The 24475-nt window shown below is 73.9% G+C and carries 18 protein-coding genes; 15 read left to right on the forward strand and 3 right to left on the reverse strand.

Going from position 1 to position 24475, the window contains the following annotated elements:
• The first annotated feature begins 129 nt into the window (after positions 1-129).
• Together B056_RS0118630 and B056_RS0118635 are read left to right on the forward strand one after the other, a co-directional pair.
• Positions 130-2031 (forward strand): putative bifunctional diguanylate cyclase/phosphodiesterase, encoded by a 1902-nt coding sequence (locus tag B056_RS0118630; RefSeq protein WP_230203065.1) that lies wholly within the window; start codon positions 130-132, stop codon positions 2029-2031.
• 223 nt (positions 2032-2254) lie between these two features.
• Positions 2255-2887, forward strand: a complete 633-nt coding sequence (locus tag B056_RS0118635) for an arsenate reductase/protein-tyrosine-phosphatase family protein (RefSeq protein WP_407672389.1) — start codon at positions 2255-2257, stop codon at positions 2885-2887.
• Here the strand turns inward: B056_RS0118635 and B056_RS37065 are convergent.
• Positions 2849-4216 carry an acyltransferase family protein gene (locus tag B056_RS37065; protein ID WP_195905925.1) on the reverse strand — a complete coding sequence of 456 codons (1368 nt, stop codon included), beginning with the start codon at positions 4214-4216 and terminating at the stop codon, positions 2849-2851. The genes B056_RS0118635 and B056_RS37065 overlap by 39 nt on opposite strands.
• A gap of 683 nt (positions 4217-4899) precedes the next feature.
• Here B056_RS37065 and B056_RS37070 point away from each other — a divergent pair.
• The 10 genes from B056_RS37070 to B056_RS0118690 all read left to right on the forward strand — a co-directional run bounded on the left by B056_RS37070 (position 4900) and on the right by B056_RS0118690 (position 18494).
• Complete coding sequence (locus B056_RS37070) at positions 4900-6099, forward strand: glycosyltransferase family 4 protein (RefSeq protein ID WP_230203067.1); 1200 nt, start codon at positions 4900-4902, stop codon at positions 6097-6099.
• A complete protein-coding gene (locus tag B056_RS0118650; protein WP_230203068.1) occupies positions 6096-7001 on the forward strand; it encodes a glycosyltransferase in 906 nt (301 codons plus the stop codon). Before B056_RS37070 ends, B056_RS0118650 begins: the two co-directional genes overlap by 4 nt.
• 30 nt (positions 7002-7031) lie before the next feature.
• Entirely contained in the window at positions 7032-8627 is a 1596-nt protein-coding gene (locus B056_RS0118655; protein WP_026239855.1) for a Gfo/Idh/MocA family oxidoreductase, read from the forward strand.
• 30 nt (positions 8628-8657) lie between these two features.
• The gene (locus B056_RS37075; protein WP_018503385.1) at positions 8658-10118 is read left to right on the forward strand and encodes a lipopolysaccharide biosynthesis protein; all 1461 of its coding nucleotides are present in this window, start codon (positions 8658-8660) and stop codon (positions 10116-10118) included.
• A complete protein-coding gene (locus B056_RS0118665) occupies positions 10115-10972 on the forward strand; it encodes a TylF/MycF family methyltransferase (RefSeq protein WP_018503386.1) in 858 nt (285 codons plus the stop codon). The genes B056_RS37075 and B056_RS0118665 overlap by 4 nt, the downstream gene beginning before the upstream one ends.
• Positions 10969-12321, forward strand: coding sequence for an acyltransferase family protein (locus B056_RS37080; RefSeq protein WP_018503387.1), 1353 nt, complete (start codon positions 10969-10971; stop codon positions 12319-12321). Before B056_RS0118665 ends, B056_RS37080 begins: the two co-directional genes overlap by 4 nt.
• A 91-nt stretch (positions 12322-12412) precedes the next feature.
• Positions 12413-13555 carry a glycosyltransferase family 4 protein gene (locus B056_RS39550; protein ID WP_154677102.1) on the forward strand — a complete coding sequence of 381 codons (1143 nt, stop codon included), beginning with the start codon at positions 12413-12415 and terminating at the stop codon, positions 13553-13555.
• A 35-nt stretch (positions 13556-13590) separates the two neighbouring features.
• Positions 13591-15048, forward strand: a complete 1458-nt coding sequence (locus B056_RS0118680; RefSeq protein WP_018503389.1) for a hypothetical protein — start codon at positions 13591-13593, stop codon at positions 15046-15048.
• A gap of 27 nt (positions 15049-15075) precedes the next feature.
• A complete protein-coding gene (locus B056_RS0118685) occupies positions 15076-17277 on the forward strand; it encodes a heparinase II/III domain-containing protein (protein ID WP_035751838.1) in 2202 nt (733 codons plus the stop codon).
• Positions 17274-18494 (forward strand): glycosyltransferase family 4 protein, encoded by a 1221-nt coding sequence (locus B056_RS0118690; RefSeq protein WP_154677103.1) that lies wholly within the window; start codon positions 17274-17276, stop codon positions 18492-18494. The genes B056_RS0118685 and B056_RS0118690 overlap by 4 nt, the downstream gene beginning before the upstream one ends.
• Before the next feature lie 73 nt (positions 18495-18567).
• Here B056_RS0118690 and B056_RS0118695 read toward each other — a convergent pair whose 3' ends face one another.
• Positions 18568-19782 (reverse strand): DegT/DnrJ/EryC1/StrS family aminotransferase, encoded by a 1215-nt coding sequence (locus tag B056_RS0118695; RefSeq protein ID WP_018503391.1) that lies wholly within the window; start codon positions 19780-19782, stop codon positions 18568-18570.
• An 80-nt stretch (positions 19783-19862) separates the two neighbouring features.
• On the reverse strand, positions 19863-20759 hold the full coding sequence (locus B056_RS37090) for a sugar transferase (RefSeq protein WP_018503392.1): 897 nt from the start codon (positions 20757-20759) through the stop codon (positions 19863-19865).
• A 67-nt stretch (positions 20760-20826) separates the two neighbouring features.
• Here B056_RS37090 and B056_RS37095 point away from each other — a divergent pair, with 67 nt between their 5' ends.
• From B056_RS37095 to B056_RS0118715, 3 genes are all read left to right on the forward strand, one after another.
• Positions 20827-21489, forward strand: coding sequence for a NeuD/PglB/VioB family sugar acetyltransferase (locus B056_RS37095; RefSeq protein WP_018503393.1), 663 nt, complete (start codon positions 20827-20829; stop codon positions 21487-21489).
• 178 nt (positions 21490-21667) lie between these two features.
• Positions 21668-23971, forward strand: coding sequence for a Gfo/Idh/MocA family oxidoreductase (locus B056_RS0118710; protein WP_018503394.1), 2304 nt, complete (start codon positions 21668-21670; stop codon positions 23969-23971).
• 145 nt (positions 23972-24116) lie between these two features.
• On the forward strand, positions 24117-24475 hold a 359-nt coding region (locus B056_RS0118715; RefSeq protein ID WP_035751566.1), incomplete at its 3' end, for a GDP-mannose 4,6-dehydratase.

The following is a 24475-nucleotide window of genomic DNA, read 5'->3' on the forward strand; positions in this document are numbered from 1 at the left end:
CGTGCCGTGTCGTCGCGGCGGGAATCGGCCCCGGCGGCGACGGTGTCTCACGGCGGTGTTGTCGATAAACCGGCCGGCACTGAGGGAAAACCCCGACCTGTTTCTGGTGTGATCCCGGATTCACGGTCGGTGACAACTCCGTATTCGGCGTCGGTGTCGATTTCGGCCCGGGAGGTCGCCGGGCCGTGGGCCGTGGCCTCGGGCCGCGTCGCCGCCGCCGTCGCCGTCCTTACCGTGATCCTCGTTTGGTACCTCGCCAGCCGGGCGCTGATACCGAGCACCATGGTGCGGATGTCGCTGGCGGCGGCCGCGGTGGCGTGGCTGCCCGCGTTCGGGCTCGGCGGGCGGACCGTCGCGCTCGGCCGGCGCCACCGCAACGACACCGACAGCCTCACCGGTCTGCCGGGCCGCCGGTACTTCGTGCGGACCGCCTCGCGCTGGCTCGGTGGTGGCCACCGGGCCGGCGGCCCGCCGTCCGCGGCACTCATCCTGATCGATCTCGACCGCCTGCGGGACATCAACGGAGCGCTCGGTCACGAGCAGGGAGACCGGTTGCTCGCGAGCGTCAGCGCCCGGCTGTCCTCGGTGATCCGCCCGACCGACCTGCTCGCGCGGGTCGACGGTGACGAGTTCGCGCTGTTGCTGCCGGGCACGGACCTCTCCGGCGCTGAGGGAGTCGTCCGACGGATCCGCGAAGCGCTCCGGCTGCCCGTGGAGCTGGACGATCTGCCGGTCCAGGCCGACGTCAGCATCGGCATCGCGCACGCGCCCGAGCACGGCCGGGGGGTGCAGGACCTCATGGGGCGGGCCGAGGCCGCGATGTACGAGGCCAAGCGTTCCCGCAGCGGCCAGCGCGTCTACGGCCCCGACTGCCAGCTCGGCAACCGCACCCGCCTCGGGCTGCGGGCCGATCTGCGGGAGGCGTTGGACGACGGCCAGATCGAGCTGCGGTACCAGCCCAAGGCCGACATGCGCAGCGGGCGGATCAGCGGTGTCGAGGCGCTCGTGCGCTGGCGCCATCCGACCGACGGGGTACGTCCGCCGGACATGTTCCTGCCCGAGATGGAGCGTGCCGGCCTGATGGGCCGGCTGACCCAGCGGGTGCTGGACATCGCGCTGGCGGACTGTGCCCGTTGGCACCGCGCCGGCGCCGAGCTGGCGGTCTCGGTGAACGTGCCGGCGTCGGTCATCGTCGATCCCGGTTTCGTCGACCTGGTCCGCAGGTCGCTGCGACGCCACGGCCTGCCCGCGGCGGCGCTTGTCGTCGAGGTCACCGAGGACGGGCTGATCACGGTGCTGGAGAAGGCGCAGCGAACCCTCGCCGGCCTGCGTGACCATGGTGTGCGGGTCAGTCTCGACGACTACGGCACCGGTCTCTGTTCCCTGGCGTACCTCCGGGAGCTGCCGGCCGACGAGGTGAAGCTCGACCAACGATTCCTGCGCGACATCGACCGGGACACGTCCGCGGCCGCGATCGTGCGCTCCACGGTCTCACTCGCGCACGCGCTACAGCTGCGCATCGTCGCCGAGGGGGTCGAGACGTCACAGTCCTGGCACCACCTCGCCGAATGGCAGTGTGACGAGGTCCAGGGGTACTTCATCTCCCGGCCGCTGGGTGGCGAGCGGGTGCTGAGCTGGCTGCGGGAGTGGGGCGACCGGTTCCGGCGGCTGCCCTCGCCGGGCGAGGCCCCCGCGACGGGCCCGATCAACGTCGGGTCTGTCACCCAGGGGCCCCTGGGTGACAGACCCGACGCCCACGGGGCCGTCGCGCCGGTGGCCGGACCGGGAGCCGTCGCGCCGATCGGGAGCGGCGCCACCACGGCGGGTGGGAGACGATCAACGCCCCGGCGCGGAGCGCGAGCGGCGCTGGGCGCCCCCGTCGCGTCGCCGCGGCCGGTGCTGGCCGTCCCGGCCGCCACCGGCCCGCTGTGGCAGGCCGGAGTCCGGTCGCCGTCATCGTCATCGCGTGGTGAACGGGGAAACCCGCGACGGCCGGCCCAGCCTGTTCAGGACGGGCGTATGGCGGGCTAGCCGAGATGATCGCTTCGGCCCGCGGCATCTGGTCGTGCGCTTCGCCGGTGGTGCGCTCGAGCGGACCCATCCTGGATGGATAGTATCCATTCGAGCACTGTAAGTAGTTGACGTCGTAGGCGGCTGGTGGGGTCGCGGGCAGGCGGCACGGCGAGGATGGGCGGGTAGCGCGATGGCCAGGTGCTCGGATGGCATCGGGGAGCGGACCGACTGGTCGGTGCTGATGGTCTGCACCGGCAATCTCTGCCGTTCGCCGATGGCTGAGCGCCTGGCCGGGGCTCGCCTGGGTCGCCTCACGGTGGCGGCGGGCCTGCCGGGCGCACCGGAGCCCTCGGTGCTGGTACGCAGCGCGGGTGTGCGGGCGTTCACCGGCGGGCCCATGGAGCCGACGGCCGCGGCGGTACTGCGCGAACGCGGCGCGGACGACACCGGGTTCCGCTCGCGCCAGGTCACCCCCGCGATGGTGGCGGCGGCCGACATCGTGCTCTGTGCGACGCGGGCGCATCGGGTCCGCATCGTCGAGATGGCGCCGCGCGCCGTCCGGCGGACCTTCACCCTGCGGGAGTTCGCGCGCCTGGCGGAGGCGGTGACACCGTCGCGTATCGACAGGCTTGCCGCCGAGGTCGCCGGTCGTCATCCCAGCGGACGGCTGCGCGCCGCCGGGATGGCACTCGGGGTGGCGAGCGCGGGCGCGCGTGGCGTGGCGCCCCCGGACGATCCCGCTGACGACGACCTTGATGATCCCCTCGGCGGTGGCCTCGACGACTTCCGCGCGTGCGCGGATGCCATCGAGGCCGCCCTTGAGTCGCTGGACCGGCTACTCGCCGCTCTCCTGGCGGCCACCGCCCCCAGCTGACCGCCGCGAGGCTGATGGGAGCGCCTGCGGGCCGGCTGGGCCGGCCGGCCCAGCGGTGCCGACGGGTTCGGTCGTGCCTGCCGGCAGGACCCGGTCGAGCACCTGGGTGATCTCGGCCGGCTGGGCGGGGCGTTGCCGGGGAATCAGCCCGTCGACCGCCACCTGGGTCCGCCGTGTGACCGCGGGCCCACGGCCGCTCACGCGGGCGCCGGCGCGGGCGATCGCCCCTGGTGTCCTGGGCGTCCAGTTCCGCAGCGACAGCGCGCGTGACTCCACCGCGAACCAGCTGGCCGTCGCGAGGAGAAACGTGACGGCCAGGGTGGAGATGACATACGGAAACGGCCCCATCTTGTACAGGCCGTAGACGGCCGCGAGCTGCTGCACCGGGGATCCGTAGATGTACACGCCGTAGGACAGGTCGACCTTCGTGCCGAAGCCCTGGAAGGGAAGGCGGATGGCGAGCCATACACAGAGATAGGCCATCGGCAGCGCGCCGAGCAGGTAATTCCCGGAGGGCTCACTGATCGTGCGGAGCGCGGTGCCGGGATCGTAATACGCTATCCCCACCATAACGGCGCTGGCGGCCGCCAGGATCCGGGAACACGGAATTCTCTCGGCGTAGACGGACAGCAGGGCGCCGGAGAGGAAGAGCGGCGCGAAGCGGCCATAGCCGGACTCGAAAACGGGGCCGAGCAGCTGGGCCGTACGACCCGGATCAAGCCTAATGAGGGCCAGTACGGCCAGCACCGCGCCGAGGACGGTCAGCACCACGCGGCCCCGGAGCAGCGAGAAGACGGCGAGTGCCGCGACGCCGAGGTAGCAGAGAACCTCCCACCACAGGGTCCACAGATTTCCGTTCCAGAGCGCCGGCATACCCGAATCGGCCGGCGGAAAGGGGACTCCGCTGGGGGTTCCCGCGATGTCGAAGAAGCTCATCCGCGGGGTCAGGTTGTGCAGCACGTACGAGATCGGGCCGTGCGGGCTCGCGGTCAGGTAGCCGGCGAGGGTGCCCCGCATGTACAGCCAGCCCAGCGGCGCGACGACGAATGCCACCACGAGCTGACACACCCAGAAGGCGGGCAGGATGCGGACGGCCCGGTGCCACAGGTACCGGGCCGTCGTCCGGCACCGGATCCGGCTCCGGACGATCAGGAACCCGCTGATGACGAAGAACCCGTCGACCGCCATGGCGGCGATGTCGTAGTCCGGCCCGATCCGGGTGGAGTAGCCGCCGAACGCGATGCCGTGCACGATGATCACTGTGCAGGCGAGGCCCATCCTGAGCGCGTTGAAGCTGTTCGGGGCGACGAAGGCATGGGCAAGCGTCACGGACTGGCCGGCCGAGGCGTCGCGGCCCGCCGCGCCACGTGACCGTCGGCCCCACGAGGGTCGACCCGGCGGCCGTCGGCCCGGTGCCGGTCGGTTGGGTGGTCGGTGGTGGCTCCGGTCGCGAGACCACCGACCGAGTGATGTCATCATCCGCGCTCCTGGGCAGGCAGTGGGCAGCCGATCTCTTTCGCTCGAAGTCCGCCGCTGGGAGAACAAAGCCGCCACACTGTGATCGTTTTTCTGTGCGCCGGAGGTAGACGATAGGTCTCGGTGTGGCACGGGCGTGGGCACAGGCGTTGGCGCGGGATAGGCGAGTCGCATCCTGCCGTCCCGCGGTTGACAGAAAAATCCCCGGTCCCGCGCCGTCGCTCCTGGTGGACGCCCTGCGTGTGATGGTCGCTTTTCGTCGACCGCGCGGCGTATCGGTTTGCGCTGGTGTGTCGGCGGCGGTGCCGGTGGCGTCGGACCAGGAGCACCCTGTCGGAACCGTGACAAGAACCGTGCCGCGGCCGATCCTCGCGGCTCCCGAAAAAAGCCCCGGGTGATGTCGCCGGAACATGCGGTATTACGGCTGTGAACCTTCTTTATCCACAGGCAGCGACGCCACGGACGGCGAAACGAACTGGCGATACGGAACCGGTGCTAGGGTCCGCCTCGTGCATCGGATTAAGAGGCATCCGTCGGTGCCAGCCCTGCCTGGCACCGACCGGTGCCGGGTGCTGCTGCTCGCTCCGTCCAACGGTCTCGGTGGAGGAATAGAGCGCTATCTCTGGACCATTGAGGAATGCCTCCGGGGCGGGGGCGGCGACGTCCACCGGCTGGATATGCGCCGTCCCGGCAGGGATACTTTCCCCGTTCCTCGTGCCCGTTTCGTCATCGGAGCACTGGCCGCCGCCCGCGGGCAGTGGCGACCCGACGTCGTCGTGGCGGGTCATCCCAACCTGATTCCGGTCGCCGCGGCGGTCGCCCGGCTGACGGTGGCCCGCCGGGCGTTCGTCGTGTGCTACGGCGACGACATCTGGGCGATGCGGCGCAGGGACCGGGCGCTGCTGCACCGCGACGCCGCGCTCGTGCCGGTCGCCATCAGCTCCTATGGGGCCGGCGTCCTGGCCGCGACCAGCCAGGGGCCGATCATCCGACCCGGCCTCGCCCCGTCCTGGCGGGCCGAGCTGCTGGCGCAGGGCGCGCGTCGGTCCGCCTCGGCCACCCCGGGTGGCACGTCCGGCGTGCCGACGCTGCTGACCGCGTTCCGCCTCGCCGCCTGGGAGGGCAAGGGCCTGCCCGTCCTGCTGGACGCCCTGACGACGGTGCGCCGTGCGCTCGGCGCCGTGCGCCTGGTCGTCGCCGGCCACGGCCCGGCGCCCGAGGACATGCTCACCCTGATCCGCGCGCACGAGGACGTCATCGTGCACGAGACTCCCGGCGACGCCGACCTCGCCCGGCTCTACGCGGCGGCGGATCTGTTCGTGCTCTGTACCCGGACCAGGCCCCGACCGCCGTACGGCGGCGAAGGGTACGGGATGGTGCTGCTGGAGGCCCAGCTCGCCGGCTGTCCGGTGGTCGGCCCGGCCCGCGGTGGCTCGGGCGACGCCTACCAGGACGGGCTGACGGGGGTGACCCCGCGGGACGAGTCCGCCGAGGCGCTGAGCGCCGTCCTGATCGACCTGCTCGCGGACGGGCCGCGGCTGGCCAGGCTGGGGCGGCAGGCGGCCGAGTGGGCCGAGGCCACCACCCGGCCACAGGACTACACCGGCCGGGTGTTCAGCACGCTGACCGGACGCGAGCTCGGCGGCGGCGCGCAGCACCCGCGCATACCCGTCCAGCGGACCGCGGCCGAGCAGCCGCGCGACTTCGCCGGGGCCGACCCGCGGAGCTCGCGGTGACGGGCAAGCCCGTGGTGACGGGCAAGACGGTGGCTGTGATCGTCCACTACGGCGGGGTCGACCCGACCGTCAGCCTCGCGGCCCGTCTCGACACGAGCCCCGCCGTCGACCAGGTCGTGGCCGTGGCCAACGACCTGACGGGCCGCCCGGCCGAGCTCCCCGCCAGCGTCGCCTGGATCGTGCCGCCCCGCAACCTCGGCTTCGGGGGAGGGTTCCGGTGCGGCACCGACGCGTATCCGTCCGCCAGCACGTACATCCTGCTGAACAACGACGTGCGGCTGGACGAGGCGACCATCGCGGAATGCCTGCGGGCCCTCGCCGGAGACGACGTCGGAATAGTCGCGCCGACGCTGGTCAACGCCGACGGCCTGCAGTCCGGGGCGGCGGTCACCACCCGGGTGCTCGGCGCGCCGAGGGTGCTGCGGGTACCGCCGACCGGCGACGTCCACGACGCCGACTGGGTGACCGGCGCCGTCATGTTCGTCAAGGCGCGGTGCCACCGGCAGGTGCCGATGGACTGCCGTTTCTTCCTCGGCTGGGAGGACCTGGAGTTCTGCCGCCGCGCCCGGCGGGCGGGCTGGCGGGTCCTGCTCAGCCCGGCCCGGGCCTGGCACACCGGCGGCGCGACGCTGCCGGCGAAGGCGTACGGCTACTACTACACCCGCAACCAGCTCTGGTTCGCGCGGATGTCCGGGTGGCGGGTACGCGCGGCCCTGATCGCGCTGTGGTCCGGGCTGGTGGTGCTGCCCCGCACGGTGGCGCTGGATCTGCTGCGCCGTCGGGGGACGGCACTGTCCGTCCTCGTCTTCCACGGCCTGCTCGACGGCCTGACCCGGCTGCCGTCCGACGACGCGCCGCTGCCGGACGAGCCGCGCGCCGCGCGCTGGTCGCGGTGGGGGTGACGGCCCGATGACAGCTCCGGAGGAGATCCGATGCGCATCCTGATCGCCGACCGGTGGACCGGTGGTTTCCTGGACGAGGCCCTCCCGCCCGAGCACCTTCGGATCGCGCCGGTGTTCTGGGTCCGGCTCGACCGCATCGACGACCTCTACTTCGTGCGGTCGGCGGACGCCCGGATGCTCGCCACCTACGTCCGCCAGGTCGGGGTGCGTTCCACCGCGCGCAAGGTGGTCAGCCGGTACCGCGAGCGGAGCCGGAACGAGCGTTTCGTCGGTGTCGGCCTCGGGCTGGTCGTCGGGGCGCCCGACCGCACCGGCGAGCGGGCGTCCGACGCGGTGTTCTTCGTCGCGCCCTGCCATCCGGCCTGTATGGAACGGGTGGTGCTGCACCGCGATCTCGTGCGTCCGGCGGCGGAGCGGGTGGCCGGCGGACCCGTCGTCTACCGGCCGTCGCCGGTGTCGCCGGGTCCGGTGGTGGACTCCGGGCTCGTCGGCTGGTCGCCGAGTTCGGGTGCCCGGGTCGAGCCCGCCGCCGTCGACCGGCTCGCCGCCTGGGCCGCCGGCGAGGTGGCGGCACCCTCCGCCGGTGGCGACCGCGTCCTGTCGGTCGGCACCGCGGTGCGCGAGGTCGACCCGCCGCGCCCGCCGCTGCAGCGCCTGCCGCTGCCGCTGCCGCGCCTGCCGCGTCCCGCGCGGGTGCCGGCCCGGCCGACGGCCGCGCTGTTCGGGCTCGGGAACTACGCCAAGACCCAGGTGCTCCCGTTCGTGGCGCCGCATCTGGACGTCGTGCGGGTCCACGAGCTGGATCCCACCCAGCTGGGCAACCGGCGCCGGCGCGACGTCTGCTGGGACACCGCTCCCGGCCTGCGGGACGGGGAGCGGGTGGACGTCCTGCTCATCGCGGGCTACCACCACACGCACGCGCCGCTGACCCTCGACGCGCTCGCCGCGGGATCGGTGGCCGTGGTCGAGAAGCCCGTGGTGACCTGCGAGAGCGATCTCGAGCAGGTGGTGAAGGCTGTCGACCGGGGCGGCCGGCTGTTCGCGTGTTTCCAGCGCCGCCACTCGCCCATCAACGACTGGGCCCGGCAGGATCTGCGCCTGCGTGACAGGACCGGGCCGCTGAGCTACAGCGCGGTCGTCTTCGAGGAGCCGCTGCCGCGTCGGCACTGGTACCGCTGGCCCATCTCGCGCAGCCGGGTGGTCAGCAACGGGTGCCACTGGATCGACCATTTCCTGTGGCTCAACGACTTCGCCGCGGTCCGCCGGACGTCCGTCTTCCAGGCCCGCGGCGACGTCGTCACGCTGGCCGTCGAGCTGGTGAACGACTCCGTGCTCTCCCTGACTCTGACGAGCGCCGGTGGGAGCCGGTACGGGCAGCGTGAGTACACCGAACTGCGCGCGAACGGCCGCACCGTGCGGATCGTCGACTGGACGCGTTACGAGGCGGAGGACAACCGCCGGGTGTTCCGCCGGCACCGGTTGAACCGCCAGCACAGCTATCCCGAGATGTACCGCTCCATCTGCACCCGGGTCACCGGCGGGGATCCCGGTGACCCGAGTTCGGCGCTGGCCGCCACCGCCGAACTCACCCTGCGGCTGGACGCGGAGCTGGAACGGCTCAGGTGACAGGGCGGCTCGGATGACCGGACGGCTCGGATGACCGGACGGCACCGGGGCGTCCGGCCCCGGGACACGCGGCACCGGCGCACGCGGCCGGCGCGGATACCCGCGACGCTCGCCGTGACGGCGGGCAACGTGGCTCTGCTGTTCATCGCCACCGCCAACGGGGCGGTCGCCGCCCGGAGCCTGGGCCCCACCCTGCGCGGCGAGTTCATCGCGTCCCAGAGCTGGGCCGCCACGACGGGGGTCGGGCTCACCTTCGGGATCACCCAGGCGATCGTGATCGATCGTGCCGAGGCGTCGCGGCTGCGCGCCCCGCTCCTCGCACACACGGTTCTCACCCTGGGCGGCGGGCTGGTGCTGTTCGGCCTGTTCGTGGCGTTGGGCCTGCAACCGTGGCTGACCACCGCCGGGGTGCTCGGCGCGGCCTGCATGACGGCCGGCACCGTGGCGACCTCGCATGCGACCGGCATGGCGCAGCGGCAGGGCCGGATGTCCGGGGCCTTCCAGGCGGTGCGGATAGTCCCCGCGCTCGCCGGGTCCGCCGCCACGGTTCCGCTGGTGCTCGGCGGTCGGCATGACCCGAACCTGTGGCTGGTGGTGCTGGGCGCCACCAGCGCGGCGATCGCGCTGGGCCAGCTGGCCACGTGTGGCTTCGGGCCGGCGCCCGCGGCCTCCCCGTGGACCCGGGTCCGCCGGCTGCTGCCGCCCCGCGGGTTCGCGGCGACGGCGCGGCGCGCCTACGTCTCGGTGATCGGCGCCCAGGTCATCTACCGGCTCGACGTGCTGGTGATCGCGGTCTGCCTGGCCAGCCGGGAGGTCGCCTTCTACGGGGTGGCCACCGCGGTCGCCGGCGGGTGCGCGGCCGTGGCGCAGTCCACCGGAATGGTGATGTTCAGCCGGCTGCGCGGAGCGTCGCCCGAGAGCAGCCGACGTCTCGTCTGCCAGGGCACGGCACTCAGTCTCACGGTCGCCGCCGCGATCGCCGTCCCGCTCGCGCTGCTCGCCCCGCTGTGCATCAGAGCGATCTACGGCGCCGAGTTCGCGCCGGCCGTCGGCGCGACGCGCGTGCTGCTGCTCGCCTCCATACCGCTCGCGGCCGACTACCTTCTGATACACGCCCTGCTGGGGCTGGGTGCGCCGCGGGCTGTGACCAAGGTCCAGGCGCCCGTCGCCGCGCTGACGATCCTGCTGCTCGCCGCCGCGGTGCGCCGCGGTGACCTGGTCGGGGTGGCGGCGGTGTCCGCGGTGACTTACACCTTCTCCGCGCTGCTGCTGTTCAGCGCGGTGCTGCGCCTGACGACCGGCGGCACCGCGCGCCCCGTCACCGGTACCAGCCCCGGAGCGGTGCCGTCCGCCGGGGTGCCGTCCGCCGTCGACGGCGCCCCGCGGATTCCGCGCCAGCGCCAGCGTGACGTCGACTCCCCGCGCCCGGTCGCCGACCGGTCGATCAGAACGCGCCCGATCACCACGATCCTGGACCAGGAGGACACATGACCGTCTCGCAAGTCCCGGAAGAAGCCGCCGGAGCTCCCGGGAACGCCCCCCACGATCTTCGTGAACGGTATCTCGACCTGTTGCGGTCGACCCTCACCTTCTCGCTCTGGGACGGCCGCGACGGTACTGCCTGGGCCCCGCGGCCCGCGGTGCGGCGGCTCGCGGACCTGTTCTCCCAGCGGGCCGGAGTGGAGATCGTCCGGACCGTCGCCGGGCAGCGTGGCGACGGGCGGGACTGGCCGCGGCTGGCCCACACGATGACCGGCGTCCGACGGATGGAGAGCCTGCAGTACTGCGTCGAACAGGTGCTCCGGGACGGTGTCGCGGGCGACCTCATCGAGACCGGTGTCTGGCGCGGGGGGAGCTGCATCCTGATGCGCGGGGTGCTGGCGGCCTACGGCGACACCGAACGCACGGTCTGGGTCGCCGACTCGTTCGAGGGCCTGCCGCCGCCCGACCCGGCCCGCTACGCCGCCGACGCCGGGGACACCCACCACCAGAACCGGGCGCTGGCCGTCTCCCTGGAGGAGGTCCGGGACAACTTCCGCCGGTACGGCCTGCTCGACGGACAGGTGCGGTTCCTCAAGGGCTGGTTCCGGGACACCCTGCCCGCGGCGCCCATCGACCGGCTGGCGGTGCTCCGGCTCGACGGCGACATGTACGAGAGCACCGTCGACGCGCTGCGCGGCCTCTATCCGAAACTGTCGCCGGGCGGCTTCTGCGTCGTCGACGACTACGGCGCCATCGAGGGGTGTCGGGCCGCGGTGGACGACTTCCGGCGGACCGCGGGCATCGAGGAGGAGATCGTCCGCATCGACTGGACCGGGGTCTACTGGAGAAAAGCGGCGCGATGACCCGGCTCAGCTTCGCGGGCGGGCGGGCGTCGGCCGGTGGGCGGACATCAAGCGGTGGGCGGGCGTCGCCGCGGCACAAGCGACGGCGAGCGACCGTCGGGACGGCCTTCGCGGACGGGGGGAACTGTTTCAACTTCCTCCGCGTCGCGCTGGCGATGGTCGTCTTCGTGCAGCACATCTGGAGCGCCGGTGGCTTCGGGCTGACCCGGTTCGGCCGCTACGAGCCGGGTGCGCTGGCCGTCGACCTGTTCTTCGTGATCAGTGGCTTTCTGATCACCTACAGCCGGGTGCGGCTGCCCTCCACCGCGCGGTACCTCTGGCACCGGAGCCTGCGGATCCTGCCGGCCTTCTGGGTGTGTCTGGCCGTGGTCGCACTGGTGATCGCCCCGCTCGCGTGGCTGCACGACCACGGCTCGCTGGACGGCTACTTCGGGGGCGCCCCGCACGGGCCGTTCCGGTACATCGTGGCGAACAGCACCCTGAAGATCAGCTTCTACGACATCCTCGGCACCCCCACCGGGGTTCCGTTGTCGCCCCCGCGGATCGGGCCGACAGCCGCCTGGAACGGTTCGCTGTGGAGCCTGTGGTGGGAGTTCGTGTGCTATCTCGGGGTCGCGTTCCTGGTACTGGTGGGGGTCATCCCGCGGCGGCGTCGGATGGTCGTGGCGATCGCCGCCGTGCTGTGGGCGGCGCTCGTCGCGCACTGGCTCGTCCCGGACGCCTCCGGTGTCCTCGGTGTTCTCGGCAGCGGCCTGGCGGGGGGCGTGCTGCGGATCGGCCCGCTGTTCCTCTGCGGGTCCCTCCTCTACCTGTACGGGGACCGGATCCCGCTCTCCGGCCCGCTCGCCGGACTCTGCGTGGTCGTCATCGCCGCCGGCGGCTTCCTGACCGAGCCCCACGTCCTGATCGACCCGCCGCTGGCCTACCTGTGCCTGTGGCTGGCGCTGCGGCTGCCGTTCCGGCGGGTCGGCTCGCGGGTCGACCTCTCCTACGGGTTGTACATCTACACGTCTCCCATCCAGCAGCTCATGGCCGTGTACGGCGTGCACCGGCACGGTGTGGTGGCGTACTTCTCGGCCTGCCTGCTGCTCTCCGTCGCGGTCTCCGTAGCGAGCTGGTACGCCGTCGAGGCGCCCGCGCTGCGGCTGAAGCACGCCACTCCCGGTGTCGCCGGCCTGCTCCGGCGCCGGCGCGCGAGCGGACAGGGCGCGAGCGGGCAGGGCGCGGCCGTCGCGGTGGCCGTGCCCCGGCAGCGCGGTCCGCACGGAGGCGGAGCCTGGGAGCCGCCATCCGCGACTCCGGTCAAAACGGCCAACGAAACGGACGCGGCGTCTCAGATGCTTGAGTGAAAATCCGTCGCGGTTCTAGAATTCCGACTGTCCGCGCGGACCGGGGCCACGGCGCGGCCCAGATCTTCCTTTCTTTTACCAGGTGGTGTCAGTGGCTGCGGTCAGGCGCATCGGATTCAACCTTCTGTCGGTTATTCCGCGGATGGTCGGCGGTGCCGAGACGGCGGCGGTCGAGCTGCTGGACGAGCTCGCGAACCAGCGGCCCGGTGACCTCGAATATGTTCTTTTCTGTCTCGACGGATTTCCCCGGGAACATCCGGACATCGTGTCCCGCTTCGACGTCCGGACGCTGCCCGTGAGCGGCCGGGCCCGGTCCCTGCGGGTGCTCGCCGAGAACTCGTGGCTCGCGGCCCAGGCCCGCCGCTCGGGGATCGACCTGCTCCACCACCTGGGCAACGTGCTGCCACCGGTGCCCGGTGTCCCCGGGGTGGTGACGGTCTACGACCTCCAGCCGTTCGACCTGCCCGGCAACTTCTCCCGGATCAAGACCGCCTACCTGCGCGCGGTGGCCCCGGGCTCGGCCCGGCGGGCCCGGCTGGTGATCACGCCGTCGGAGTTCGCGCGGCGCAGCGTCATCGACCGCTTCGGCGTGGACCCGGCGCGGGTGCGCACCGTCCCCCTGGGCGCCGGCGCCGCGGGGCCGGGGGTGCCGGCCGCCGAGGCCGGGCGGCGCTATGGCCTGCCCGGGCGCTGGTTCGCCTTCAACGCGGTCACGGCGCCGCACAAGAACCACGCCACGCTCCTGCGGGCCTTCGCCCAGGTCGCGGAGAAGGAGCCGGAGGTGAGCCTGGTGCTGACCGGCGGGCCGGCCCAGACCGAGGACGCGGTCCGCGGCGACATCGACCGGCTGGGGCTGGCCGGCCGGGTCGTGCGCACCGGCCGGATCCCGCGGGCCGACATGATCGGAATTCTGCGCGGCGCGGTGGCGCTCACCTTTCCCTCCCGCTACGAGGGTTTCGGGCTGCCGGTGCTCGAGGCGATGAACCTCGGCACGCCGGTCCTCGCCGCGAACGCGACGGCGCTGCCCGAGGTCGTCGGTGCCGGCGGCCGCCTGCTCGAGCCGATGGACGTCGATGCCTGGGCGCAGGCCATGCTCGAGCTCCTGGGCGACGACGTGGCCCGGACCCGGCTGATCGACGCGGGCCGGCGCCGGGCCGCGGAACTCAGCTGGGCCACCGCCGCCGAGCGGACGGTCGAGGTGTACCGGGACGCCCTGTACGCGGCCCGGGCGTGAACGCGCCCCGATCTCCGGGGGCCGCGGGCTGGCCGGTGACGACACCGGCTCCGGCCGGCGCCGAGGACACCTGGCTGCCCCGTGGCGCCCGCCTCCGGGTGGTCACGGTGATCGTCGCGGCCTTCGGGCCCTACCTGTTCGCCGGCTTCCGGACGGAGCAGCTCGCGGTCTACACCACCGTGCTGTGCACCCTGCCGGCGATCAGCCCACGGCTGTGGATCGGGCGGGCGTTCCTCCTGGTCTTCGGGATCTGGGCCGTCTCGGCCGCCTTCGTCACGATCAACGCGGGCAGCGTCCTCGTCGTCGGGCCGTACCTGCCCGGCAGCACCCTGGCCGGCATCGAGAACTACGTCTATCCGGTCGCGGTGCTGCTCCTGGTGGCCGGCTGGAGATCGGCCGGCTACAACCGGACCGCGCTGCTCGAGCTCGTCTGCCGGACAATGGTCGCCGCGCTCTGCGTCAACAGCCTGATCGCGGCGGCCCAGGTTCTGTTCGATCTCTCCCCGATACTCCAGAGATTCTGGGACGGCGGGGCGGCGGGTACCGACACGGTGGCCGTACTCGCCTTCGGGAACGGCCGGCTCAGTGGAATCTTCAATCAGCCGGCCGAGGCCGGGATCGCCTATTCCCTGGGTCTTTTCTCGGCGGTGTACCTGTTCGCGCGGCCCGGCCGGGACCGCCCGATCCTGCTCGGGATCGCGGTGGCCCTGATGGTGACCGGCGGCGTGCTCTGCGTCTCCAAGGTGTTCCTCCTCCTGGGGGTGCCGCTCGCGCTCTGGCAAACGAGCCGGCAGGGCCGCCTGGTCCGGCGGCTGGTGGCGATCTGTGCCGTGCTGGGCGTCGGCTATGTGATCGCGATGCAGGCCGGCCTGTCCCAGTGGCGCGGCGGGTGGATGCTCTCGGCCCTGCTCCCGAACGGTGGCGGCGGCGACGGCGGTGACCTGGCCACCCGGTACACGGCGCAACGGTTCGGCCAGTCCGGGATCCTCAAGGTGGGCTGGAACCTCGTCCTGGACACCCATCCGTGGTTCGGCTACGGGGCGGGCGGCCTCACGTTGCCCTACGACAGCTCGTGGACGGAGGCCCTGGTCGTCGGCGGGCTCGTCGGCGTGCTGCTGCTCGCGCTGGCCGTCACCGTGATCGTCGTGGCGTGGCTGCGGGGAAGCCCGGACCGGGCGTCGCCGGAGCGGCCGTTCGCCGGTGCCGTGATCGCCCTCGCCGTGGGCGCGACGGCCGGCATCCCCACGTTCACCGCGAACCGCGTCGGGCTTCTCCTGTGGATCCTGATCGGGTTGCTGGTGCTCACCGCGAGCGGCCGGGCCGGTGCCGGCGCGGACGCGGCTGTCCACGCCGCCGCCGCCCGCCTCGCCGTGGCCGGGCCGGCGCCGGGATCCGCCCGGCACCCCGCGGGCCACTCCGGCGTCCCCGGCCCGGCCCGGGACCTTCCGGCGCCACGTTCGACGGAGCGCCGGCCCGCGACGTTCGTCACTTAAAGTAGTCATGTGAATCTGAAGAGTGTGATGACTGTGCCGGTTGGTTCCGGCCGCGGCGGCACCGCCGGCCGGCCGACCGACCGGCGGCGGGCGGGCGGGCGGAACTCCGCGGGGCGGATGCTGAACACGGCCGTCGCCGACGCCGCCGCGCTGGGCCGCGGCGCGGTGCCCCGCGCCGCCTACGAGGCCGCCAAGCGGATGGGCGGGCACGCGCTGGTCTTCGGCGCGATCGAGCTCCTCCCGCACCGGACCGGTGGGCTGCGCACCCTCGGCCTGCCCCGCCCGGCCCCGACCCCGAGCGTGGAGTACGCCGCCGACGCGACGAAGGGCCTGGTACGCCTGTTCGGCCGGCGGGTGGATCTCGGGCCGCGCACCGACTGGCACGCCGTCCTGGACGGGCCGCACCGGTGGCCGGCCGGGCACTGGTGGCGGGTCGACATCCGCGGCGACGCCCGGCCCGGGGACGTCAAGTGGGCCTGGGAGCTGGGGCGGATGCGGCACCTGGTGCTCCTCGCGCGGGCGGTCCGCCAGAGCGGGGACCAGGCCGCCCTGGAGCGGCTGCGCTCGGAGCTGGAGTCGTGGTTCGACCAGAACCCCCCGGAGCGGGGGATCCACTGGTACTCCAATCTGGAGATCGCGTTGCGCGCCTTCGCGTTCGCCCAGGTGCACGAACTGGCCGGCGAGGCACTCGGGCACCGGCTACGCTCGCGCACCGAGCGGGAGCTGCGCCACTCTCGGCGCCACCTGCTCGCCGATCTTCCCTACACGGCGAGCAGCATGCGCAACAACCACTGGCTCGGTGACAGCCTCGGGCTGCTGGTCCTCGACCGGGTGCTGCCGGAGGACCGGCTCTCCGCGCCGTGCCGACGGCTGGCCCGCGCCCTGTTCGACGCGCAGCTGCGCCGGCAGCTGCGGCCGGACGGCTCCATGATCGAGGATTCGCTCTCCTACCACCGCTTCGTGCTGGAGATGCTGGCCGTCCGGATGCTGGCGGACCCGACCGAGCCGGTGCGGGAGGCCCTCGTCCGCGCGGCCCAGTTCCTGAGCCGGCTCGGCGCGCTGGAGGGCCCGGTTCCCCAGCTCGGCGACTGGGACGAGGGACGTCTGCTGTGCACCGCGGGCGATCCGGGCGAGATCGGCGGCTCGGTGGCCGTGGCGCTGGCCCTCGCCGGCACCGGCGCGCCGGTGGACTGGCGGGCCGGGCACGACGAGTGCGCCTGGTACGCCGGGCCCGGCATCCCCGTTCCGCCCGAGCGTGCCGAGCCGGACGGCCATGAGGTCGGCGGGGGGATCGCCCGGGCCGCGCGCGGGCTGTGGACGTCGTGGCTGAAGGTGGGCTCCGGCCCGTCGCACGGGCACGCCGACCTCGGCTCGACCTGTGTGCTGCACGACGGCCACTGGGTGGTGGGCGACCCGGGCACCGGCACCTACAACGGCGCGCTGGAGCAGCGCAACGGTCTGCGCTCCTCGGCCGCGCACAGCGTCCTGCGGCTGGCCGGGCAGGACCAGCTCGTCCCGCACCGGGTCTTCCGCTGGGCGCACACCGCCCACGGGCACGTGGGCCCCCCGCTGCGGATCGGTGACGCCGTGGTGAGCTGGGGCTTCCACGACGCCTACACCCGCCTGCGGCCGGCGCGGCGGGTCGCCCGGGTCGTCGTCACCGGCCCGGACGGCGTCGCCTGCGCCGACTTCGTCGAGGGCCCGCCCGGCGTGGACTGGCGGCTGACGCTCCCGCTGGCGCCGACGGCGGAGGTGGACCTGACCGCCGCGACGCTGCGGACCGGTGGCGGCGCCGTCCTGCGGCTCATCCTGCCGGAGGGGGCGCGCGCCGCGGCGGTCCGCGGGGAGCGGGAGCCGTGGGCCGGGTGGTGGAGCCGCACGTACGGCACCGTGCGGCCGGCCACCTGGGTGTGCCTCGCCGGGCGGGTCCCGGGGCCGGTTCCCGGGCCGGTGCTCTGGGCGGCGCACACCGGTCCGCGGCCGCCGGCGGCGTGCGTCGACGGGGAGCTGACGCTCGGCTCGACGGTCCTGCGGGTCGAGTGGGGCGTCGACCGGGTGCGGCTGGTGGCGCGTGGCGAGCACGAGCAGGCGGTGTCCGCGCGGCCCGCGCCGAGCTCGATCCCCCGGCCGCGGCCCCGGCCGGGCGCGGGGGAGTGGCCGGGCCCACGGCTGCCGGCACGCCGGCGCCGGCCGGCCCGGGTCCGGGTCCGGGTGGAGGAGGGGGCATGAGAACCCTGCTGGTGCTCAACCACTTCGCGGCGCCCCGGGGCGCCCCCGGCGGGACCCGGCACGTCGAGCTCGCCGACCGCCTGACCGGCTGGCGGTGCACCATCGTGGCCGCGGACCGGAACTACTTCACCCGGGAGGTCCAGCCCACCCGGGAGGTCCAGCCCCGGGACGGCGCGCGCCCCACGTCGACCCGGTACCGGACGGTCCGGACGGCCCCCTACAGCGGCAGCGGCCTGACCCGGATCCTCAACTGGGCCAGCTACGCGGCCGGCGCGTTCGTGGCCGGGCTGGGCGGCGCGCGCCCGGACGTCGTCTACGCCTCGTCCCCGCACCTGCTGACCGGCCTCACCGGCTGGGCGCTCGCCCGGCTGCGCCGCGCCGCCTTCGTCCTGGAGATCCGCGACCTGTGGCCCCGGGTACTCGTGGACATGGGCCAGCTCCGCGCGGGCTCGCTGACGCACCGGCTGCTGCGCGCCGTCGAAACCTTCCTCTACCGCCACGCCGACGCCGTCGTGGTGCTGGCCGACGGGGTGCGCCGGGTGCTGGAGACCGAGGAGTCGGTGCCGGCCGGCCGGATCGTCTGCGTCCCGAACGGCGCCGATCCCGCCGACTTCGATCCGCCGGCGTCGCGGGAGGAGCTGCGCCGAGAGCTCGGCCTCACCGGGTTCGTGGTCGCCTACACGGGCGCGCACGGCCCGGCGAACGGCCTCGACCTGGTCCTGGACGCGGCGGAGAAACTGGCGAACGAGCTCCCGGAGGTGTGCTTCCTGCTGGTCGGCGACGGCGGGGTGAAGGCGAAGCTGGTCGAGCAGGCGCGGGCGAGGCACCTCGACAACGTCGTCTTCCGGGACCCGGTCGCCAAGGACCGGATGGCCGCGCTCCTCGGGGCGGTCGACGTGGGCCTGCACGTGCTCGCCGACGTCGAGCTGTTCCGGTACGGGGTGAGCCCGAACAAGCTGTTCGACTACCTGGCCGCGGGGCTCCCGGTGATCACCAACACGCCCGGCGAGGTGTCGGGCATCGTGGCCGACGCCGGCGCGGGGGTGTGCTGCGAGCCGGCCGGCATCGCCGACGCGGTGCGCGAGCTGGTGGCCGCCGGGCCGGAGCAGCGGGCCCGGTGGTCGGCCGCGGGGCGGGACTACATGACGCGCACCAGGTCACGGACCGCGCTCGGCGGCCGCCTGCAGGAGCTGCTCGACGGCCTGTCCCGGAGCTGACGCCCGTCGGCGGGGAGCCGGCTGCCGCCAGCCGGCTCCCCGCCGACCTGGCTGGTCGGGCCGACCTGGCTGGTCAGGCCGCCGCGGCGGTGAGGACCCGCTCCACCGCGTCGGCGGTGTCCCGCATGTCGTCGCCGGTGAGGGTGGGATGGACCAGGAAGGCGAGCGAGGTGTCCGCGAGCTCGGCGGCGACGGGGAGCCGGCCCGGTGGGAGCGGGCCGGCGGCGAACGCCCGCTCGCGGTAGACCTCGCCGCAGCTGCCGACCGAGCAGGGCACCCCCTCGGCGCGGATCGCGCGCAGGACCCGGTCCCGGTCCCAGCCGGGACGCAGCGCGTCCGGCCGGACGTAGGCGTACGCGCGGTAGTAGGAGGCCCGCAGGGTCGGGTCCGCCGAGGGAGTGGGCACCCGGAGCTGGGGCAGGCGGGCGAGCCGTTCGAGCAGCGCCGCGGCGTTCTCACGGCGCCGGGCGACCCAGGCTGGCAGGCCGCGCAGTGCCACGCGGCCGGCCGCGGCGGCGAGTTCGTGCATCCGCGCGTTCGTCCCGACGGACGTGTGGACCCACCGGAACCCGGCCGCGTCGTGCGGAGTGGCCAGGAGGTCCGGGTCCTTGCCGTGGTCCTTGTACGACCAGACCCGCTTCCAGAGCGCCCGGTCGTCGGTGGCCACGAACCCGCCCTCGCCGGCGGTGGTGAGGATCTTGTCCTGGCAGAAGGACCAGGCGGCGACGTCCCCGAAGCCGCCCACCGGGCGGCCCCGGTAGAGCGCGCCGTGGGCCTGCGCACAGTCCTCGACCACGGCGAGGCCCACCCGCGCCGCCAGCCGGGTCAGCGGGTCCATGTCGACCGGCCAGCCACCCAGGTGGACGGCGACGACCGCCCGGGTGCGCCCGGTGATCGCCGCGTGGACGGTGTCCGCGGTCAGGTTCCCCGACTCCCGGTCGACGTCGGCGAAGACCGGCCGGGCGCCGACGGCGACCGCGCAGCTCGCCGACGCCAGGAAGGTACGGCTGGGCACCACCACCTCGTCGCCGGGCCCGACGCCGAGCGCGCGCAGCGCGAGCTCGAGGGCGACGGTGCCGTTGGCGAGCGCGATCCCGTGGTCGGCCCGCACCGCGGCCGCGTACTCGCGCTCGAAGGCGCGGCCCTGCTCACCGGTCCAGTAGTTGACCCGGCCGCCGCGCAGCACCTCCCCGACGGCGTCGATCTCGCCGGTGGAGAAACTCGGCCAGGGGGCGAAGGGAGTCGACCGGACCGGAATTCCGCCGTCGACCGCGAGCAGGCCGGACATGTGAAGCCGAGATGGCAACGAATCTCCCAAAGAAGTCGCCTTGGCCCAGGACGGTTTCGGTTCAGGGAAGAGTTGTCGGTTCAGGGCGGCGCGGTCTCCGGCACCGCCACCGGCGGGAGTTCCTGGTCGGCGCCGTCGAGATCGTGGTTCACGCCGCCCACGCCGTAGGTTCCGCCACCGAGCAGCATGATGTGGGCGGTGCGAAGAAGGATAGCGAGATCCAGCCGGGTGGACCGGTGCTCGACATACCAGACGTCGAGTTCGATCCGGCGGGACCAGGGAATGCTGTTCCGGCCGTTCACCTGCGCCCAGCCGGCGATTCCGGGGGGAACGGACAACCGACGCAGCTGGAACGGCGTGTAACGCTCCACCTGGCGGCGCACGGTGGGCCGGGGCCCGACGAGGCTCATGTCGCCGCGCAGCACGTTGAGCAGCTGGGGCAACTCGTCCAGGCTGGTCCTGCGGAGCAGACCGCCGACCCGGGTGATCCGTGGGTCACCGCGGTAGGTGACCAGCCCGGTGCCCCTGTTCTCGGCGCCGGAGACCATCGTCCGGTACTTGAGAATGGTGAAGGGCCTGCCGTGCTCGCCGATGCGTTCCTGGCGGAACAGGACGGGCCCGCCGTCCTCCGCCCGGATCGCCACCGCGGCCGCCAGGAACAGCGGTGATCCCACGGCCAGGCCCAGCAGTGCCCCGGAGACGTCGACGGTGCGCTTCACCCGGCGGTGGCGGTGCTCGCAGCGGCCGCAGCGGGCCGACTCGGGATCGAGCTCGGCCCGGGCGCGCCGGTACCGCGCCCGGATCGACCCGCCCGGACCGGGCCTCGCCGGTGTCCGCGGCGGGTCGTCCCCGCGCTGCCGCGGGACGGACCAGGCTGGCGGTGCGACGCTGTCGCCGCCGGGTCCGGGCGGGTCCGCGGCGACGTCCGATCGGCCGTATCTCTCGTCCGAAGGAGTGAGATCATCGATCGCTTTCACGCTGCGCAGTGTTACAGAGAGTAGTTGAAGGGTCTTGTAGCGACACGGGAACGGGAGGTGAGCGGGGGTGCGGGATCTCGTCGTCGTCGGAGGTGGCGGGCACGGCCGGGAGCTGGTGGAACTGGTCGGGGCGGTGAACGCGGGGCGACCCCGGTACCGCCTGCTCGGCGTGCTGGACGACGCCCGGCCCGACCCGGACCTCCTCGCCGCCGCCGGGACGTCCCATCTGGGCCCGGTGGGCCTGCTGTGTGAGCTGGACGCCGAGTACGTGGTGGGGATCGGCTCCCCGAACGCGCGCCGGGCGATCGACCTCGCCGCGACCGGGTGGGGCCGGCACCCGGCGACGCTCGTCCACCCGCGGGCCGTGGTGGGCCGGGCCGTCACGCTCGGGCCGGGCAGCGTGGTCTGCGCGCTGGCGAGCGTCACCACCAACGTGCGCACCGGTCGGCACGTCCACCTCAACGTCGCGGCGACCGTCGCGCACGACTGCCGGCTCGGCGACTACGTCACGCTCGCCCCCGGCGCCCGGCTCAGCGGGACCGTCACCCTGGGCGATCGGGTCACCGTCGGGACCGGGGCGACCGTGATCCAGGGGCTCGGGATCGGGCCGGGCGCCGTCGTCGGTGCCGGGGCGGTCGTGGTGCGCGACCTGCCCGCCGAGGTGGTCGCCGTGGGGGTGCCCGCCCGACCCCGCTCGCCGCTGGCCGGGTCGGCGCCCGGCGGCTCCTGACCACCCCGGTGGGGCGGGTTCCCGGGAGCTCGGGGTGTTCTCGGGTCGTCCCGCCGCGAGAACACAGTGTGAGCGACCTTGCGGGCTTAACGTAATGCTTCAATTACACTCCGTGTTGTCACGCTGTGATCGGTAGCGGGAGGACCCGTTTCCCGGTCACCGACGATGCGGAGGTCCGATGAGGCAGGCGGTGCAGTCAGCCGGGGGTGGCGAGGTCCGGGTCGTCGATGTGCCGCGTCCGTCCATCGGCCCGACCGAGGTCCTGGTCGAGACCGCGGCCACCGTCGTCTCGGCCGGCACGGAACGCGCGGTGACGAAGCTGGCGCAGGCCGGGCTGCTCGCGAAGGCCCGGGCCCGCCCCGACCTGGTCCGCCGGGTGGTGGACAAGGCCCGCACCGACGGTGTCCTGGACGCCGTGCGAGGGGTGCGTACCCGGCTGGCCACGGACATGCCGTTGGGCTACAGCGGCAGCGGCCGGGTCGTCGAGGTCGGGCTGGCCGTGGACGGCATCCGTCCCGGGGATCTGGTCGCGACCGGTGGCGGCGGCTGGGCGAACCACGCCGAGTACCAGGCGGTACCCGGCCTGCTGTGCGCCCGGGTGCCCGAGGGGGTCGGCGCCGCCGACGCCGCCTTCGCGACCATCGCCTCGATCGCGCTGCACGGGCTGCGCCTCGCCGAGGTCGGTCCCGGCGCGAAGGTCGTGGTCATCGGGCTCGGCCTCGTCGGCCAGCTCGCCGCCCGCCTCGCCCAGGCCAGCGGCTGCGACGTGGCCGGCGTCGACCTCGCCGACCTGCCGCTGCGCACCGCCGGGGCCACCGGCGTGCTCGCCCTGCGGGAGTCCGGCGCCGCGACGACGGCGGCGGCGCGGGAGTGGAGTCGGGGCCGCGGCGCGGACGCCGTGCTGGTCTGCGCGGCCGGCGGCGCCGGCGACCCGGTGATGCGCGCGACGGAGCTGGCCCGGGACCGCGGCCGTCTCGTCGTCGTCGGCGACGTCCCGTTGAAACTCGAACGCGGGCCGTTCTACGACAAGGAGCTCACGCTGCGGGTCGCCCGCTCCTACGGGCCGGGCCGGTACGAGCGCGGCTACGAGCAGTGGGGGGTCGACTATCCGGCCGGGCAGGTTCGCTGGACGGAGGGCCGCAACCAGGAGGCCGTGCTGGACCTGCTCGGCTCCGGGCGGCTGCGGGTCGCCGACCTGGTGACGCACGCCTTTCCCATCGAGCAGGCCCCGGCCGCCTACGACCTCGTCGCGTCCCGGCGGGAGCCGTACCTGGCCATCCGCTTCGACTACCCCCGCCCGCGGGCGCATCCGGCCGAGACACTGGCCGGGGCCGGGGCCGGGGCCGGGGCCGATCCGGCCGGCGCGGCGCCGGGTCGCCGGCCGGATCGCCCGCGCGCCCGTCGCGGTGACCGGGTCGGCTGGATCGGCGCGGGCAACTTCTCCGCCTCCGTGCTGCTGCCGGCCTTCCGGGCCGCCGGCTTCGAGCGGTTCATCAGCGTCACCTCCGCCAGCGGCCGCTCGGCCGGGGCCTTCGCGCACCGGCACGGCTTCACCGGGACGGCGGCCGGGGTCGACCAGCTGCTCGACGACGACGACATCGACGTGGTGGTGATCGCGACCCCGCACTCGACCCACGCCCGCCTGGCGGTCGCCGCGCTCGAACGCGGCCGGCACGTGTGGTGCGAGAAACCGCTGGCCCTCGACCCGGCCGAGCTGCGGGCGGTCGAACAGGCGGCGGCGTCCGGCGGCGGGGTGCTGATGGTGGGCCTCAACCGCCGGTTCTCGCCGGCGGTCGTCGAGGCCCGGCGGCGCACCGCCGAACGCGACGGCCCACTGAGCATCGTCTACCGGATCGCGGCCGGCCCGGTGCCGGCCGACCACTGGTACGGGGACCGGGCCGAGGGCGGGCGGCTGCTCGGCGAGGTCTGCCACTTCGTCGACACCTGCGCCGCGCTGGCGGGCAGCCGGGTCGAGGCGGTGACCGCCCTGCCCGGCCGGGCAGGCGAGGCGCTGCTCGCCGAGGACCTGGCCGTGACGCTGCGGCACGTCGACGGCACGCTGTCGACCATCGCCTACAGCTCGGCCCGGCCGCGCGAGTGCCGCAAGGAGGCGGTCGAGGCGCTCGCCGGCCGGCGTCACCTGCGGATCGACGACTTCCGGGAGCTGCTCGTCGACGGCGAACCGGTCTGGAAGGGCACGCAGGACAAGGGCCACCGGGCGGCGGCGCGCGCCTTCCTGCAGATGTGCCGCGGCGGCCGGGACGACGTGACGACCGAACTGATCATGTCGTCCCGGGCGGTGCTGGCCGCCGCCGCGAGCCTGGGCACCGGGGCCGCGCACCAGGCGGGGGGTGCGGGTGACGATGATCCGCGCGGCGGCGTGGGGGTGCCGGCGCCACGCGAGCCCGGTCCCGTGCCCTGGCTCGAGGAGACGGACCAGGGCTCGGGACCGGGCACGGGCCAGGGCACGGGCCAGGGCTGACACGCCGCCCGCGTACCGCGTACCGCCATCCACCCGCCCGGACGACCCTGACCCTCCTGACGTCCGGGCGGATCACACGGCCAACCGACTCCTCCGGACGGAGGAGAGCGTCCCGGTCGAACCGGGCGCAGACAGGGGGATGATCGTGCCTCGCGCGCTGATTACGGGAATCACCGGCCAGGACGGGTTGTACCTGGGGGAGTTGCTGGTTGGGCGGGGTTATGAGGTGTTCGGGCTGGTGCGCGGGCAGTCGAACCCGAAGGTGGCGACCGTGGAGCGGCTGGTGCCGGGGGTCGTGTTGTTGGAGGGTGACCTGACGGATCTTCCGTCGTTGATCGGNGCGGTGGAGATCTCCCAGCCTGACGAGGTGTACAACCTGGGCGCGATCTCGTTCGTCGGGCTGTCCTGGAAGCAGGCGGAGCTGACGGGGGAGACGACGGGTATGGGGGTGCTGCGGGTTCTGGAGGCGCTGCGGATCGCGGGTGGTAACGACCTGTCCCGGGT

Source organism: Parafrankia discariae (assembly GCF_000373365.1).
Classification (GTDB): domain Bacteria; phylum Actinomycetota; class Actinomycetes; order Frankiales; family Frankiaceae; genus Parafrankia; species Parafrankia discariae.